Genomic DNA, 14,879 nt, shown 5'->3' on the forward strand with positions numbered 1-14,879 from the left:
ATCGGCCCGGTGCCCGCTGACCTGAGCAGATGCTCAGGCCGGGGCTGTGAGCCAGGCCGCCACCGCCGGCGGGTCGGCGTCCGGGCCGGCCGCGCGGCACACCGCCGCGGCCGCCTCCGGGCGGTCCAGGCCGGGCGTCACCAGGCTCAGGCCCGCCCACGCGTGGTCGTCGCCGGGGTCGGCGCGCAGCCGGGCCACGTACCCGGCGCGGGCGGCCGCCACGTCGCCGCGCAGCCACGCCCCGTCCGGGCCGGGCGGCGGCGGGCCACCGGCCAGGTACGCGTGGGCGGCGTCCAGGCGGGGGTTGCGCTCCAGGGCCCGGCCGGACGCCGGCCGCAGCGCCACCGGCGCCGGCCCGGGCGGGTCGCCCGCCGCGAACGCCGCCGCCAGCGCCCGCGCGGCGGCCGGGTCGACGGCCAGGTTGCGCAGCCGCCAGCAGGCCCGGTGGTCGGCGTTCGCGCCGGCGGCCAGCCGCCCGGCCACCGGGTCCACCGGCACGTCGAGCCAGGGCGCCACCCGCGCGGCCAGGGCCGCGGTGAACCGCTCGCCCGCCGCCGTCAGCCGGCCGTCCGCCCGCAGCCCGGCCGCCGCCGCCGCGACCGCCGAGCGCCGCCGGGCGAACTCGAACGCCGCCGCCGGGCCCGGCCCGGCCCGCCAGAAGTCCGTCACCGCCAGGTACGCGTACGCCCCGTGCAGCACCCCCGTCGCCGGGCGGGGGTCGTCGCGCCAGGGCGAGTAGCCCCGCTCGCCGCCCGGCTCCACCAGGTCGATCAGGTGCAGGACGGCGTTCAGGACGCTGTGCTGGGTCTCGTGCAGCAGCCCCGCCGCGAACGCCGCCGCGTCCGCCGGCTCCGACAGCGCCACCCCGCCGAAGGCGTGCGCCGACGTGGCGCTGATCCCGCGCGCCCCCGCGTCCGGGCGCACCGGCACCACGCAGACCAGCACGTCCGCGACCAGCCGCGCCCACGGCCGGTGCCCGTCCACCAGCAGCGGCCACGCCTCGGCCAGCAGCTTCTGCCAGCGCTCCGCGTCGCCGTCGCCCAGCGGGCCGGCCGGCGGCAGGCCGAGCAGCCCGCGCGCCGGGGCGGCGTCGTCGAGGGCGAGGTCGAGGGTCAGGCCGTCGCGGGCCGCGGTCAGCCGCCGCACCGGCCGGTCCGCGAGCAGGTCCGGCAGCTCCGCGGCGGCGTCGCCGGTGCGCAGTGCGGCCAGGTGGTGCGCCGCCCACGCCCCGGTCAGCGGGTACGCCAGCGCCGCGCGCACCCGGCCGGGGGCGCGCCGCTCGGCGTCGGCCAGCTCCGCGTACCACCGGGCGCCGGTGCGCGGCGCGGCCCGGGCGATCTCGCGCAGCAGCAGCATCGTGCGGCCCAGCTCGGCGCGGCGCAGCCGGTCGACCGTGGCCCGCCCCGCGCGGCCCGCACCCAGCGCGACCAGCTCCGCGTCGGACAGGGCCAGCGGCGACGGCATGTCAGAACGCCGAGTTGAAGCCGGCGATCGGCTCGTCCGGGGACTCCAGGTCGGCGGCCAGCCGGCGCAGCGCGTGCGCCAGGACGTCGTCGCCGGTCGCGGCCAGCTCGGCCAGCGACAGCTCCGTGACGTCGACCAGGGTGGACCGCCACACGGCCGGGCCGGCCCCGTCACCGGTTGCCTCGTCCACCCGTCCTCCCTCGCCGGCCGTCCCACGATCAGGTGGTTGTCACGGTACGGCCCGCGCTTCGCGGTGCGTGCGCCCGGGCACGCCCGGTGGGCTGTTTGGACCGGCTTGGGCCTCCGTGATCGAATGGTCCGCCAGTGGACAGGACTGACCGACGAGGAGACATCCCTGTGCTTGGCCCAGACCTCGACGACGCGGAGGACCGGCTGCGTGCCTGGAGCGCCCGCCCGTCGGGCCGCGCCGACGCCGCCGCCGCGCTCGCGGACCGGGTGGCCGGCATCTCCGCCACCGCGACCGGCGCCGGCGACGCGATCCGCGTGACCGTCGGCAGCTCGGGCGCGCTCACCGACCTGCAGCTCGCCGACCGGGTGCAGCGGATGACCGGCGCGGAGCTCGCCGGCGAGATCGTGCGGACCATGCGCCGGGCCCAGGCCAACCTGACGACGCAGGTGGCGGCCGCGGTCGACGACACCGTCGGCGGCGAGTCGGAGACCGGCCGCGCGGTGCTCGACAGCTTCGCCCAGCGCTTCCCGGAGCCCGCCGCCGACCCGGCCGAGCCCGTCATGCCCGCCCCGAAGCCGTTCCCCAGCTTCGGCGAGCAGGGCAGCTTCCCCAGCCGCCCGTCGTTCCCGCACCAGGCCGACCGGCGCTGACCCCCGGACAGCACACGGGGCGCACGCGCGGCGTGCGCCCCGTACCGGACGGGTGACTCAGGCGACGACCTTGACGTCCTTCCAGAAGGCCACGCGGTCGCGGACGGCCTTCGCGTCGGGCTTCGGCTCCGGGTAGTACCAGACGGCGTCCTGGCTCTGGACGTCGTCCTTCTGCAGCGTGTAGTACGAGGCGCGGCCCTTCCACGGGCAGACGGTGTGGGTCTCCGACGGCTTCAGCACGTCCTCCCGCAGGGACTCCCGCGGGAAGTAGTGGTTGCCCTCGACGACCACGGTGTCGTCGCTCTCCGCGATGATCTCGTCGTTCCACATGGCCTTCATGTCCCGAACGTAGCGCGGGCCCTGGTCCGCCGCCCGCGATGCGGGTTTTCCTGCGCCAGGGAGTGAAGCGCGCCGGAACGGCTGCCGGGCGGGCACGTCCTAAGCTGGCGCGATGACCGACGCCGTACTCGACCGGCTGCGCGGCCCGGGGCCGGCGCGGCGGCACAACGCGCGCACCATCGCCGCCCTCACCGCCAACCCGGGATGCACGCGGCGGGCCGTGCTCGACGCGGCCGGCGTCGACAAGCAGGGACTCGCCGAGCGGGCCGGGCACCCGGCGCCGTTCGGCCAGTCCGGCTTCGCGCTGTCGCGCGGCAACGCGTTCGAGGCGCAGCTGAAGGCCGACTCCGGCCGGCTGCTGCGCGAGCTGCTCGCCGGGGCGCTCGGCCACGACGTCCCCGAGTCGTACGCCGACCTGGGCGCCGACGACGACGCCACGCTCACCGCCCGGCACGCCGCCACCGCCGAGCTGCTCACCGGCGCCGGCGCCGCCCTGGTCGACCACCCGCTGCTGTCGCTGGACGTCGCCGGGCGCACCGTGTTCCTCGAACCGGACCTGGTCGCCGCGCGGGTCGGCGGGCGCTTCCACGTCGTCGAGATCAAGTCCTTCGCCATCGTCGACGGCCAGGCCGACAGCGCCAAGGTGTCCGCCGCCGCCGTCCAGGCCGCCGTGTACGTGCTGGCCCTGCGCCGGCTGCTCGGCGACGACCTGGTCAGCCACGACGTGGTGCTCGTCTGCCCGGAGAACTTCGCGTTCCGCCCCACCGCCGTCGTCCTCGACGTGCGCAAGCAGCTCGGCACCCTGACCCGGCAGCTGCGCCGCCTCGCCGGGGTGTCCGCGCTGGCCGCCGACCTGCCGCCCGGGCTGTCGTTCGACCTGGCCCTGCCGGGCGCCGAGCTGGCCGCCGCCGTCGCCCGGCTCACCGCCCGGTACGCCCCCGAGTGCCTGTCGGCGTGCGAGCTGGCGTACCTGTGCCGGCACGAGGCGACCGGCACCACGGCGGCGCTCGGCCGCCCGGTCCGCGAGGCCCTCGGCGGCGTCGACACGATCGGCGAGGTGCTGGAGCTGGCGTCCGGCGCCCGCGCCCCCGGCCCGGGCCAGGAGGAGGCGGCCGCCCTGCTGCGCGCCGCCGCCCGCCTCCGCGCGGCGGCCGTGGGTCTGTGAGCACCCTGACCGCGCTGGCGCGGGCGGAGGCCGTGGCCGCCGGCCGGGCCCAGCCGATCGCCACCGTCCGCCACCTGCACGTGCACCCCGACCCGCTGGTGCTGGTGCCGGTCGTCATGGCCGGCGAGCCGAACGCCCCGCTCGCCGCCCTGGCCGGCCGCGACCGGGCCGCGCCCCGGCTGCTCGTGGTGGCCCAGCCGCGCAACCGCGACCTGCGCTTCGCGTTCGCCGCCGAGCTGGCCGAGATCGTCGTCGGCTACGCCGAGTCGCACATCGGCCCCAGCGAGGCCGTCGCCGTCGACCGCGGCCGCGACGTGCGGCACCGCTACCTCGACGCGCCGCAGGTGTGGGTGCCCAACCCGGGCGGCGTCGACTTCCTGCGCCTGTTCGGCCGCTCCACCCGGTTCCGCCGCACCGACGGCGACCACCCGGTGCCGCCCGCCGTGCCGCTGCTCGGCCGGTGGCTGACGTTCCTCGCCACCCAGGCCGAGGTGCCCGGCTCCGCCCTGCTGGTCGCCGCCACCCAGGCGCTCGCCCTGCACTGGGCCACCGGCCAGAGCAGCGCCGAGGACGCCCAGCTCGGCGCGCTGCTCGGCTGGATCGACCCCGGCCCGCTCACCGGCCCCGAGGCCGCCCGCCGCGCCGAGCAGCTGCCGCCCGCCGGCCCCGCCACCGACCCCGACTTCGACAACCGGGTCCTCGCGCCGCTGCTGTCCGCCGGCGCCGACCCGGCCGACGCGCTGCGCGACCAGCTGCTGCCCACCTGGGACCTGATGTGGCGCGCCGTCGACCTGCTGCGCGCGCTGCCCCCGGGCGCCCGCGTCGCCGGCCGGTGGGACGCCGACCGCGACGCCTTCTCCGGCTACGTCGCCCACCTGCGCGACACCGGCACCCCGCAGCCGCGCCGCGACTCCGCCGTCGCCGCGGCCGCCCGCCTGCACCGCCTCGAGAACGTCCAGGCCCGGTACGCCGCCCAGCGCGCCTTCGACGACCCGCTGGTCATGGCCGAGCACCGGCTCACCGGCGAGGCGTTCGAGGGCGTCGTCACCCACGCCAAGGCCGACCGCGTCGACGACACCGGCAAGCGCCCCGTGCTGCGCCCCCGGCTGATCGTGCGCACCGCCGAACCCGTCCGCGCGTCCGCCGGCACCGCCCTGACCTGCCCGGACCGCCCGTCCCAGAAGGCCACGGTCATCTCGGTGACGCCGGCCGGCGACGAGACGGACGTGCTGCTGGAACTGTCCGGCGGGATGGGCCGCAAGCTGGTCGCCGAGCCGGGCAGCGTGCCCGCCGTCGGCGACACGGTGCTCTACACGACGCTGACGGAGGCGTACCGGCCGGGCGGCGCGTTCCCCGAACCGGACCGCACCCCGTGGACCCACGGCGGCCCGCCCGCCCCACCGGCCCAGCCGACGCCGGCGGAGGCCGCGGAGGAGTGGGCCTAGAACCGCACCAGCAGCAGGGCGATGTCGTCGTCGTGGCGGGTGGCGACCTTGAGCAGGTGGTCGGCCAGGTCCGAGGGGTCCAGGTCGGCGCCCGCCGCCAGCTGGTCGCGGAGCCGGCCGATGCCGACGTCGAGGACCTCGTCGGGGTCCTCGACGAGGCCGTCGGTGTAGAGGAGCAGGGTCGAGCCCGGCGGCACGGTGCGGGTGTGGTCGCGGCGCAGGCGGCGGCTGGGGAGGCCCAGCAGGGGCTCGGGCGGGGTCCACCACGCCTCGGCGGCGCCGTCGGGCAGCAGGAGCAGCGGCGGCGGGTGGCCGGCGTTGGACCAGATGACCTGGTGGGCGTCGCCGATGCGGCGGACCCGGGCCAGGACCATCGTGGCGGTGGTGCGCATCCGCAGGCCGCGGACGGCGCGGTCGACCTGGGTGAGCAGGGACGCCGGGTCGTCCAGGCGGCCGTACGCGTCGCCGCGCACCAGGTTGCGCAGCTGGCCCATGGCGGCGGCGGCCTCGACGTCGTGGCCGGAGACGTCGCCGACGGCCAGGACGGCGGTGCCGTCGGGCTGGGCGAACGCGTCGTACCAGTCGCCGCCGACCGCCGCGCCCGTCTGGGCGGGCAGGTAGCGGGCGTGCAGTTCCAGGCCGGGGATCGCCGGCAGCTCGGTGAGCAGGCTGCGTTGCAGGACCTCGGCGACGTGCCGCTGCTCGGCGTACAGGCGGCTGTTGTCGAGGGCGAGCCCGGCGCGGCGGCCGATGTCGACGGCCGTGTCGACCTCGGCCTCGGTGAACGGGGCCCTGCCGGGGCCGTTCATGAGGCTGACGACGCCCAGGACGCGGCCGGTGCGCGGCGCGGTGATCGGGGCCGTGACGTGCGAGGCGTTGCCGAGCCGGCGGCCGAGTTCGAGGACCTCGGGCGAGACGAGGCGGCCCTCGTCGGCGGGCTGCAGGTCGGACTTGCGGACCGGGCGGCCGGTGCGCAGCGCGGTGCGGGCGGGCGCCCGGTCGAGCAGGCCGTCGGGCAGCAGCTCCACCAGGCGCAGCAGGTCGGCCCGGCTGGCCGGGTCGTGGTGCGCGGCGGCGATGCGGCCGGGCCGGCCGTCGGCGTCCATCAGCGACACCAGGCACCAGTCGGCGAGGCGGGGGGTGATCGCGTCGGCGAGGGTCTGCAGCGCGTCGGCGGCGTCGAGCCGGCCGGCGAGCATCTCCGTCATGTCGGTGAGCATGCCGAGCTGGGCGCTGGCGGCCTCGGCCCGGTGCCGCGCCTCGTCGGCGTCCTCCCGGGCGATCCGCAGGCGCAGCTCGGACGAGCAGGCGGCGGCCAGGTCGGCGAGCGTGGCGAGCTGCTCCTTCGTCCACGCCCGGGGCTTGCTGTCGATGGCGCACAGCGAGCCGAGGGTGCGGCCGTCGGCGTCGGTGAGCGGGAAGCCGGCGTACGCGACGACGCCCAGGTCGGGGATGGCGAGGTTGTCGCGGACCTGGGCGTACAGCCGGGCGTCGGGGAAGACCTTCGGGATGCCGTCGACGACGACGTGCCGGCAGAACGAGTGGCTGAGCGGGGTCTCGCGCGCGGCGGCCCACGGCTCGGGCAGCCCGACCTGCCCGGGGAAGAACTGGCGCTCGTCGCTGACGAGCGACACGAGCGCCACGGGGACGTCGAGCAGGTTCTTCACGAGCCGGGCGAAGCGGTCGAACGCCTCGTCGGGGGCGCTGGCCAGGCAGGAGCGGCGCAGGGCGAGCAGCCGGTCGGGGTCGGCGAGGCCGTCGGGTCGAGCCTCCATCACCCACCTCTGGTCGCCGTCGGCGGACGGCCTGCGCTCACCGCCCGCCGACAGGCTACCTCGCTGCTCAGAACAGTCCCGGCGGCACCGGCTCGGACCCGCTCGTCACCGCCGCGTCCGGCGCGGCAGGGCGCCACCGGGACGCCCACCGCTCGCGCACCGCGGCGAACGCGTCGTCGTCGAGCCCGTACGTGGAGACGGTCACGCTGGCGGTCGCGGCGCGGTCCTCGGCGAGCCGGGCCTGCGACGCCGCGACGACCAGGTGGCCGTGCGGGTCGACCAGCGCGAACTGGCGGTCGGCCTCGTGCACGGGCGCGCCGTCGCCGACCGCGGCCCGCAGCTCGCGGCCGGTCACGGTCCCGGTGAGGAACAGGGTGCGGCGGCGGCCCTCCGGGCGGGTCTCGAGCAGGTGGCGCAGCTGCACCAGGAACGCGCGCCAGCCCTCCTCGATGCCGTCGTAGACGTCGTCCCAGCGGGCGTCGGTGAGGTCGCCGGGCAGCACGGCGCGCACGACGCAGTGCGGGCCGTCGGCCTCGATCTCCAGGTACGAGCCGTCGCTCCAGACGACCCGGCGGCCGTCCTCGTGCTTCGGCTCGTCGACGAAGATGAGCCGGATCTCGGGCTCGATGCCGTCGTAGTCCCAGCCGAACCAGCGGCGGACGTGCTCCGGCTCGGTCAGCGCCGGCCAGACGTCGGCGGGCGGGGCGGCGATGCGGGTCTCGACGTGGAAGGGCTTCGGGTCTCCGGAGGGCTGGTGTCCGCTCTCGCTCATGACGCTGACTCCTGCGGTGTGGTGGTGGGTGGCGCGGGCGCGGCGGGGTGTCCGCCGATGGTGAGCCGGTAGCGGCGGGCGGGGTCCGCGCCGGCGGGCGGCGCGAACTCGGCCGCCAGGTCGGCGACGGCCGCGGCGAGGCGGCTGGCGAAGCGTTCGATGTCGGCCGGTTCGGCGAAGCCGACGTCGGCCTCGACGGCGAACGTGACGAGCCGCTTGCCGGCGGCGCCGGCCCGCTCGCGCATCGCCGCGACGTCCTGCAGCGTCCGCGCCGCCATCGCCAGCAGGGTGTCGGCGGCGAACCGGTCCTGCCCGGCGGCGCCGAGGTCGCCGACGACCTCGGGCGCGAGCACGACGGCCCCGGCGGTGGCCCGCAGCACCCGCTCGGTGACGCCGCGGCGGGGGCGCAGCTCGACCAGCTCGACGAGCCCGCCCTTCTCCAGCTCACGCAGGTGGTAGTTGACCCGCTGGCGGGTCTCGCCGAGCCGGGCGGCCACGGTCGTGGCGGAGCCGGGCTCGCGCAGCGCCTCGAGGATGCGGCGACGCAGCGGGCCGAGGGTGCCGCGCAGGCGGTCCCGCTCGCTGAGCACGTCGACGGTGGTCACGCCCCCGATCGTGCCTTTCGACAAACGCATTTGTCAATTACGCGGCGCGCGACCACCCGGTGCGCCGCCCTGCCGTCAGCCCCGACCGGATCGTGCGGCGCGTCTCGGCCCGCCCCAACCCCGACCGCCGGGCCGCCCGCGCCAGCTCGGCCCGCGCGGTGGCCTCGTCGAGCAGGCCCGCCCCGACCAGCCGCCCCAGCGCGAACGCCGCCCGGTTCAGCGTGTCGTTGCGGGTGCCCGGCACCGCCCACGCCACCCGCTCCGCCTCCGCCTCCAGCGCCGCCCGCGCGTACCGCCGGGGGTGCGCCACCTCCACCGGCCGGCCGCGCGGCGGCGGCTCCGGTCCGGCCAGCAGCTCGGCCAGGGCCCCGGGGACCGCCGCCGGCCGCGCCGCGCCCGGCGCCACCACCCACGTGTACGCCCGCCCGCTCGCGTGCCGCGACGGCGGCGCCACCACATAACCGCCCGCGCCGCGCCAGTCGACCCCCGGCAGCAGCCGCACCCGGTTGCCGTGCCCCGTCGGCGCGAACCACACGTGCCACCCGCCCGACCCCGTCCGCGCTAGCGGCGCCCGCGGCAGGTCGCCGCCCAGCAGGTGCCGCAGCGCCGCCAGCCCCTCCGGCGAGTCGACGTCCGCCACGTCCATCGCCACGCCCGTGCGCAGCCCCACGTTCGCCCGCGGCCACCGCGCCCACCACAGCTCCACCCGCCGCGGGTCGGTGCTCGCGTCGGTCAGCCCGCGGCGCAGCCACGGGTGCTTGCCGGGCCGCTCGCACCCGGGCCGTCCGCAGTCGCAGCCGCCGCCGGGCTCGGGAGCGTGCAGCGGCAGCACGGGGACCCCGCGCCGGGCCCAGGCCAGCGCCACCGCGAGGAGCACGTCCTCCATTCGAACAAGTGTACTAGGGACGGCGGGTGGCGGTCGGCGAGCCGCTGATCGTCGCCGGCGGCGACGGCGGGCGGGCCCGGGTGACCGTCGTCGGGGTCACCTACCACCGGGGCGGCTGCGTGCGGTCCCGGCCGCCCGGCAACGGCAACAGCCAGCTCGCGGGCGATGACTTCCCCTACTTCGAGGCGCTGGCCGAGGGCGAGACCGCCACGGGCCTCATGCACTTCGACGTGGCGGAGCGCGGCGGGCTGCTGCACCTGGAGAACGACCTCGGCCGGTCCGTGGGGGAGTGGGACCTCAGCTGACCGCGCGTTCCGTCAGCACCTGGGCGATGTGGTGCGACGTGCTCCACGCCATCCAGCTCGCCGGGCTGCCCGCCCCCGGGGCCGTCCGCGCCCGCCGGGCGATCATCGCGTCGCCCCACGAGAAGCGGGCCCCCGCGGCCGGCCAGTGCGCGGCGCCGACCAGGGTGCGGCACAGGTCGTGGCAGCGGTCGTCGGGGCGGCCGCCGCGGCGCGACCAGCGGTAGATCCACCACTCGGCGCCGGTCGCGTACCGCAGGGTGGGCAGCTGGCGGTGGTGCACGCCGTGCCGGCGCAGCGGGGACGTGACGCCGTAGTCGCCGTACCCGATGCCCTCGTCGGCGACCGCGGCGAAGAACCGGGCGTCGAAGCGCTCCACCGCGACGGCCTCGTCGCTGGGCAGTTCGTCGAGGTTCGCGGGCATCGCGCCCGCGACCAGGGTGATCGACCGCCACGGGTGGCCGCGCGCCCAGCGCAGCACCCGCCGGGTGCGGTCGCCGAAGCGGGCCGCGCCGGCCGCGCAGCCCACGTCGGCCAGGTCGACCAGCAGGTCCATCTGCTCCGCGGCCAGGTCGGCGGTGCTCCACACGTGCCGGCACAGCTCGGTGGCGGCCGGGGCGTTGCGCACGTCCACGTACGGCTGGAACCGGAACACCGCCCGGCCGCCGAACAGCTTCGCGGCCAGGCCCGCCTGGGCGAGGCGGCGGTCGTCGTCCCAGGAGCGCAGCACCGGCTCGGCGGCGATGCCGAGCTCGCCGAGGCGCTCGCCGAGCAGCAGCGGGTCGCCGCCGGTGACGCTGGTGTCGACCGCAACGGTGGGGGTGGCCGGCGGCAGCTCGCGCAGCAGCCGGGTCAGCTCCTCGGCGCCCTGCGCCGCGGCGACCGGCTCCAGGACCGGCGCGACCCGGGCCGCCTGGCCCGGGTCGAGGTGGTGCAGCGCGACGAGCTCGCCCCGCCGCGCCCGCAGGACCGGCCGGTAGGCGGCCGGACCCCCCTCTCGGGCCGGGTCGCGCGCGGGCATACACCCAACGTAGCGACCGGTACCTCCCCGGTGCGGGCCCGATCCGGTCCGGATCACGCGACGGTGAGCCGCTGGACGCGTTCCGTCGGTGCCGGCCGCTACGGTTTGCCGGTGTCCGTAGCTGCGCAGGTGCCCGCCCCCGCCGCCGAGGCGGCGGCCGTCGTCGACGCCGTGCTCGCCGACCTGGCGTCGGCCGGCCACCGCGGCGTCGTGGTCGACTCGCCCCCCGGCGCGGGCAAGTCGACGCTGGTCGTGCGCGCCGCCGGCGTCCTCGCCGCCGCCGGCGAGCCGCTGATGATCGTCGCGCAGACCAACGAGCAGGTCGACGACCTCATCGAACGCCTCGGCGCCCGGTCGCCCGAGATCCGGGTCGGCCGGCTGTCCGCCGTCGACTACGCCCCGTCCGACCGGGTGCGCACCCACCCGGCCTGCCGCGTCGCGGCGAAGGTCACCGATCTGGGTGACCCCGCCGTCACCATCGGCACCGCCGCCAAGTGGGCCACCGTCACCGAGGGCACCTGGCCGTGGGCGATCGTCGACGAGGCGTACCAGATGCGCTCCGACGCCCTGCTGCGCGTCGCCCCGCGGTTCGCCCGCGCCCTGTTCGTCGGCGACCCCGGCCAGCTCGACCCGTTCTCCACCGTCGAGCTCGACCGGTGGACCGGCCTGTCGTGGGACCCGATGCAGTCGGCGGTCGCCGTGCTGCTGCGGCACAACCCGGAGCTGCCCGTGCACCGGCTGCCCGTGTCGTGGCGGCTGCCCGCGTCCGCCGCGCCCGTCGTGGCCTCGGCGTTCTACCCGTTCACCGGCTTCCGGTCCGGCACCGGCCCCGGCGACCGGCGGCTGCACTTCGCCGGCGACGTGCCGCCCGCCCTCGCCCGCGCCGCCGCCACCGGCTGGGGCTACGAGGAGCTGCCCGCCCGGTTCACCCTGCGCACCGACGCCGAGGCGGCCGCCGCCTGCGCCGGCCTCGCCGCCGCCGCGCTGACCGCCGGCGGCGTCACCACCTCCGAGGCCGGCGTGGCGCCGCTGACCGCCGCGCGCGTCGCCGTCGGCGCCGCCCACCGCGACCAGGTCGCCGCGATCCGGTCGTTCCTGCCGGCCGAGGCCCGCGACGTCACGGTCGACACCGCCAACCGGCTCCAGGGCCGCGAGTACGACCTCACGATCGTCCTGCACCCGCTCTCCGGCCGGCGCGACGCCACCGCCTTCCACCTCGAGTCGGGGCGGCTGTGCGTGCTCACCTCCCGGCACCGGCACGCCTGCGTCGTCGTCGCCCGGGCCGGCATCGCCGAGCTGCTCGACGCCCACCCGTCCACCGAACCGGTGCACCTGGGGGTGCCGGTGAAGTTCCCGGACGGCTGGGAGGCCAACCAGTCGCTGCTCGCCCACCTGGCCGCTTAGGTCGGCGCCGCGCCTGCCGATGAACCGGGCATGGCACCCGCGACCGCAGCTCCGGTGCGGTACGTGTGGCTCACCGCGGGCCTGGCGGCCGCCAGCGCCGTGTGGTTCGCGCTGCACACCACCGTCGGCGCAGGCCACGTCGTGCTCGGCTACCTGGCCATGCCGCTCGGCGCCGCCGCCGCCTACGCCGCCGTGCGCCGCCTGCGCGCCCAGGTGACGTTCGCCCCCGCCGCCCACCGCTTCTGGCGGGCCATCGGGTTCGCCCTGCTGCTGCTCGCCGCCGGGTACGCCGCGCTCGCCGGGTACGTCCTGCTGCACACCCCGGGCGGCGGGCCGCCGCCGTCCATGCCCGTCGCCGTCGCCGCCCCCGTCGCGCTCGCGTTCGTCGTCGCCATGTGGGCCGTCGCCCGCGTCCCCGTCGGCCGGGCCGCCCGCTCCGACGCCTGGCGGCTGCTGCTCGACCGGGCCATCGCGTTCCTCGGCTGCGCCACCGTCGTCTGGTACTTCGGGCTCGTCCCCATGCTCACGTCCGCCGACCGGTGGAGCGTGCAGACCACCGTGCTGATCGGCCTGGCCTACCTGCTCGCCATCGCCGGCATCACCAAGGTCTCGTACCTCGGCGACGGCCCCGTCGACCCGGTCGCGATCCGCTTCGTCGCCGCCATCGGCCTCGACGCCGCCCTCGTCGCGGCGCTCGCCGTCACCCTCGGCACCGCGGGCGGGCTGCCCGCCCAGAGCATCGTCATGCCGCTCGGCACCGTCTGCATCGCCCTCGCCGCGCACGCCCAGTGGCGCGGCCGGACGCGCCCGCGGCGGCGGGTCCGGCGCAGCTCGTCGGTCCTGCCGTACCTGGCCGTGCTGACCGTCGACGTGCCGCTCGTCGCCGTCGCCACCGGCACCACCCTGAGCTGGCCGGGCCGGGTCGTCGTGGTCGCCGCCGTCGTCGTCACCGCGCTCGTGGCCGTCCGCCAGTTCCTGGTGTTCCGCGACAACGCCCCGCCTGCTCGCCGGCATCCGCGCCCAGGAGGAACGCCTCCAGCACGAGGTCACCCACGACAGCCTCACCGGGCTCGCCAACCGCGCCCTGTTCCGCGACCGCCTCACCGCCGACCTCGCCGGCGAGGGCGCCTGCGTGCTGCTCGTCGACCTCGACGACTTCAAGACCGTCAACGACTCCCTCGGCCACGACATCGGCGACGGCCTGCTCGTCTCCGTCGCCACCACCCTGCGCGCCGCGGTCGGCGACCGCGGCCTGCCCGTCCGGCTCGGCGGCGACGAGTTCGCCGTGCTGCTCCCGCGCGGCTTCGGCGAGGCCGTCGCCCGGCGCCTGCTCACCGCCCTCGCCCAGCCCGTCGGCGAGCACCGCCTGCTGGTCCAGGCCAGCATCGGCATCGCCGACGCCGCCCCCGGCACCCCGCTCGACACCGTGCTGCGCGACGCCGACGTCGCCATGTACGCGGCCAAGCAGCGCGGCAAGGCCGCCTTCGTGCGGTACCGGCCCGGCATGGAGGCGCCCGTCCTGGCCCACATCCAGCTCGGCGGGGAGCTGCGCCGCGCCCTCGACGAGGACGAGCTGCACCTCGTCTACCAGCCCATCGTCTCGCTCGAGGACGGCCGCATCGTCGGCGTCGAGTCGCTGGTGCGGTGGAACCACCCCACCCGCGGCCTCGTCTCCCCGGCCGACTTCATCCCCGCCGCCGAACGCACCGGCCTGATCATCCCGCTGGGCCGGTTCGTGCTGCGTGAGACCTGCCGCCAGATGGCCGCCTGGCTCGCCGAGTTCGGCCCCGACGCCGTCCAGAAGGCCGGCCCCAACGTCTCCGCCCACCAGCTGCACGACCCCGGCTTCGTCGCCGACGTCGTCGCCGCCCTCGCCGACAGCGGCCTGCCCGCCGACCGCCTCGTCCTCGAACTCACCGAGTCGGCCGTGCTGCGCGGCCAGCAGGTGTCCCGCACCCTGCACGACCTCGACGCGATGGGCATCAAGCTCGCCCTCGACGACTTCGGCACCGGCGAGTCGTCGCTCAGCCTCCTGCGGTCGTTCCCCGCCGCCATCATCAAGCTCGACAAGTCCTTCGTGGACGGCATCGAGGACGACACCGCCGACCCCGTCGCCCGCCAGGCCGTGGCCCGCGCCGTCAGCCAGCTCGCCCAGGCGCTACGCCTCGACACCGTCGCCGAGGGCATCGAGAACCAGGGCCAGGCCGACCGGCTCCGCGAGCTCGGCTACACCCTCGGCCAGGGCTTCCACCTGGCCCGCCCCATGCCGGCCGCGCAGCTGACCGCCCTGCTCGCGGCCCAGCGCGACACCGTCGTCGTGGGCTGACCCGCACCGTCGACTCTGGACGGTCGGCGCCCTCCCGTGGCCGCAAACGGGGCATCGGGGAGTCGTACGGTTCCGCTAGGGTGATCGATGCTCGTGTTGGGGACAACGCCTTCGGGGAGGGGTTGCGATGGTGCCGGCTGACCCGCTGGTCCAGCAGATCAACGTAGAGATCGAGGGGCTCAGGAGCGTCGCCGCCGACATGCGTAAGGAGCTCGAACAGGGCTTCCGCACGCAGGTCACGCCGGTGCACGACGCCATGCAGCCCGGTGCCCGCATCGGCGGCTGCATCCCCGGGCCCGAGTGGGTGCAGCTGCAGGAGCGCTACTCGACCTGCATCGAGCGCACCCTCGACACCCTGTACAACCTCGACCTGGGCACCCAGGCCGTGTCGCAGGCGGCCCAGACCATCGCCCAGAACTACGGCGATTCCGACGCGTTCTCCAAGGCCACCGTCGACGACGTCAACGAGATCATCAGCTGGACGCCGCCGCCCGCGCCGGTCTACGGCCCCTTCGCGCCGCAGCGGGCGGTCTGA

At 77.2% G+C, this 14,879-nt stretch carries 17 protein-coding genes; 7 read left to right on the forward strand and 10 right to left on the reverse strand.

Annotated elements, in window-relative coordinates:
* Positions 1-33: 33 nt before the first annotated feature.
* Both Sya03_RS25330 and fxsA read right to left on the reverse strand, forming a co-directional pair.
* Positions 34-1,464 carry an aKG-HExxH-type peptide beta-hydroxylase gene (locus Sya03_RS25330; RefSeq protein ID WP_203940913.1) on the reverse strand — a complete coding sequence of 477 codons (1,431 nt, stop codon included), beginning with the start codon at positions 1,462-1,464 and terminating at the stop codon, positions 34-36.
* A 1-nt stretch (position 1,465) separates the two neighbouring features.
* Positions 1,466-1,654 (reverse strand): FxSxx-COOH cyclophane-containing RiPP peptide, encoded by a 189-nt coding sequence (gene fxsA / locus Sya03_RS25335; protein WP_203940914.1) that lies wholly within the window; start codon positions 1,652-1,654, stop codon positions 1,466-1,468.
* A 167-nt stretch (positions 1,655-1,821) separates the two neighbouring features.
* Between fxsA and Sya03_RS25340 the strand changes: the two genes are divergently transcribed.
* Positions 1,822-2,304, forward strand: coding sequence for a YbaB/EbfC family nucleoid-associated protein (locus Sya03_RS25340; RefSeq protein ID WP_203940915.1), 483 nt, complete (start codon positions 1,822-1,824; stop codon positions 2,302-2,304).
* A 57-nt stretch (positions 2,305-2,361) separates the two neighbouring features.
* On the opposite strand, the gene Sya03_RS25345 is transcribed toward Sya03_RS25340, so the two are convergent.
* Entirely contained in the window at positions 2,362-2,643 is a 282-nt protein-coding gene (locus Sya03_RS25345) for a DUF427 domain-containing protein (RefSeq protein WP_203940916.1), read from the reverse strand.
* A 112-nt stretch (positions 2,644-2,755) separates the two neighbouring features.
* Here Sya03_RS25345 and Sya03_RS25350 point away from each other — a divergent pair, with 112 nt between their 5' ends.
* Both Sya03_RS25350 and Sya03_RS25355 read left to right on the forward strand, forming a co-directional pair.
* On the forward strand, positions 2,756-3,808 hold the full coding sequence (locus Sya03_RS25350) for a hypothetical protein (RefSeq protein ID WP_203940917.1): 1,053 nt from the start codon (positions 2,756-2,758) through the stop codon (positions 3,806-3,808).
* Positions 3,805-5,253: a hypothetical protein gene (locus tag Sya03_RS25355; RefSeq protein ID WP_203940918.1), complete on the forward strand. Its 1,449-nt coding sequence runs from the start codon at positions 3,805-3,807 to the stop codon at positions 5,251-5,253. Before Sya03_RS25350 ends, Sya03_RS25355 begins: the two co-directional genes overlap by 4 nt.
* Here Sya03_RS25355 and Sya03_RS25360 read toward each other — a convergent pair.
* From Sya03_RS25360 to Sya03_RS25375, 4 genes are all read right to left on the reverse strand, one after another.
* A complete protein-coding gene (locus tag Sya03_RS25360; protein ID WP_203940919.1) occupies positions 5,250-7,028 on the reverse strand; it encodes a SpoIIE family protein phosphatase in 1,779 nt (592 codons plus the stop codon). The two genes, Sya03_RS25355 and Sya03_RS25360, sit on opposite strands and share 4 nt — an antisense overlap.
* Positions 7,029-7,095: 67 nt before the next feature.
* On the reverse strand, positions 7,096-7,800 hold the full coding sequence (locus tag Sya03_RS25365; protein ID WP_203940920.1) for an SRPBCC family protein: 705 nt from the start codon (positions 7,798-7,800) through the stop codon (positions 7,096-7,098).
* Positions 7,797-8,405 carry an ArsR/SmtB family transcription factor gene (locus tag Sya03_RS25370; protein ID WP_203940921.1) on the reverse strand — a complete coding sequence of 203 codons (609 nt, stop codon included), beginning with the start codon at positions 8,403-8,405 and terminating at the stop codon, positions 7,797-7,799. Before Sya03_RS25370 ends, Sya03_RS25365 begins: the two co-directional genes overlap by 4 nt.
* Positions 8,406-8,442: 37 nt before the next feature.
* Positions 8,443-9,291 (reverse strand): bifunctional DNA primase/polymerase, encoded by an 849-nt coding sequence (locus tag Sya03_RS25375; protein ID WP_239107826.1) that lies wholly within the window; start codon positions 9,289-9,291, stop codon positions 8,443-8,445.
* A 26-nt stretch (positions 9,292-9,317) separates the two neighbouring features.
* Here Sya03_RS25375 and Sya03_RS25380 point away from each other — a divergent pair, with 26 nt between their 5' ends.
* Positions 9,318-9,596: a hypothetical protein gene (locus tag Sya03_RS25380; RefSeq protein WP_203940922.1), complete on the forward strand. Its 279-nt coding sequence runs from the start codon at positions 9,318-9,320 to the stop codon at positions 9,594-9,596.
* Here Sya03_RS25380 and Sya03_RS25385 read toward each other — a convergent pair.
* Entirely contained in the window at positions 9,589-10,614 is a 1,026-nt protein-coding gene (locus Sya03_RS25385) for a beta family protein (RefSeq protein ID WP_203940923.1), read from the reverse strand. The genes Sya03_RS25380 and Sya03_RS25385 overlap by 8 nt on opposite strands.
* Before the next feature lie 111 nt (positions 10,615-10,725).
* Between Sya03_RS25385 and Sya03_RS25390 the strand changes: the two genes are divergently transcribed.
* Positions 10,726-12,018 carry an AAA family ATPase gene (locus Sya03_RS25390; protein WP_370871968.1) on the forward strand — a complete coding sequence of 431 codons (1,293 nt, stop codon included), beginning with the start codon at positions 10,726-10,728 and terminating at the stop codon, positions 12,016-12,018.
* A gap of 182 nt (positions 12,019-12,200) precedes the next feature.
* Here the strand turns inward: Sya03_RS25390 and Sya03_RS31285 are convergent, their stop codons facing one another.
* Positions 12,201-12,539 (reverse strand): hypothetical protein, encoded by a 339-nt coding sequence (locus tag Sya03_RS31285; RefSeq protein ID WP_239107827.1) that lies wholly within the window; start codon positions 12,537-12,539, stop codon positions 12,201-12,203.
* A gap of 54 nt (positions 12,540-12,593) precedes the next feature.
* Complete coding sequence (locus Sya03_RS31290) at positions 12,594-12,968, reverse strand: hypothetical protein (RefSeq protein ID WP_239107828.1); 375 nt, start codon at positions 12,966-12,968, stop codon at positions 12,594-12,596.
* A gap of 134 nt (positions 12,969-13,102) precedes the next feature.
* On the opposite strand from Sya03_RS31290, the gene Sya03_RS31295 reads away from it, so the two are divergent.
* Both Sya03_RS31295 and Sya03_RS25400 read left to right on the forward strand, forming a co-directional pair.
* Positions 13,103-14,344, forward strand: coding sequence for a putative bifunctional diguanylate cyclase/phosphodiesterase (locus tag Sya03_RS31295; RefSeq protein WP_239107866.1), 1,242 nt, complete (start codon positions 13,103-13,105; stop codon positions 14,342-14,344).
* 127 nt (positions 14,345-14,471) lie between these two features.
* Positions 14,472-14,879 (forward strand): hypothetical protein, encoded by a 408-nt coding sequence (locus tag Sya03_RS25400; RefSeq protein WP_203940924.1) that lies wholly within the window; start codon positions 14,472-14,474, stop codon positions 14,877-14,879.

Origin of the sequence: Spirilliplanes yamanashiensis (assembly GCF_016863475.1) — a bacterium.
GTDB classification, from domain to species: Bacteria; Actinomycetota; Actinomycetes; order Mycobacteriales; family Micromonosporaceae; genus Spirilliplanes; species Spirilliplanes yamanashiensis.

Bases quoted from the DNA above. Each gene is read 5' to 3' on its own strand.
- Sya03_RS25330 (WP_203940913.1), bottom strand. From the start codon at position 1,464: ATGCCGTCGCCGCTGGCCCTGTCCGACGCGGAGCTGGTCGCGCTGGGT.
- Sya03_RS25345 (WP_203940916.1), bottom strand. From the start codon at position 2,643: ATGAAGGCCATGTGGAACGACGAGATCATCGCGGAGAGCGACGACACC.
- Sya03_RS25350 (WP_203940917.1), top strand. From the start codon at position 2,756: ATGACCGACGCCGTACTCGACCGGCTGCGCGGCCCGGGGCCGGCGCGG.
- Sya03_RS25360 (WP_203940919.1), bottom strand. From the start codon at position 7,028: ATGGAGGCTCGACCCGACGGCCTCGCCGACCCCGACCGGCTGCTCGCC.
- Sya03_RS25365 (WP_203940920.1), bottom strand. From the start codon at position 7,800: ATGAGCGAGAGCGGACACCAGCCCTCCGGAGACCCGAAGCCCTTCCAC.
- Sya03_RS25375 (WP_239107826.1), bottom strand. From the start codon at position 9,291: ATGGAGGACGTGCTCCTCGCGGTGGCGCTGGCCTGGGCCCGGCGCGGG.
- Sya03_RS25385 (WP_203940923.1), bottom strand. From the start codon at position 10,614: ATGCCCGCGCGCGACCCGGCCCGAGAGGGGGGTCCGGCCGCCTACCGG.
- Sya03_RS31285 (WP_239107827.1), bottom strand. From the start codon at position 12,539: ATGGGGACGAGCCCGAAGTACCAGACGACGGTGGCGCAGCCGAGGAAC.
- Sya03_RS25400 (WP_203940924.1), top strand. From the start codon at position 14,472: ATGGTGCCGGCTGACCCGCTGGTCCAGCAGATCAACGTAGAGATCGAG.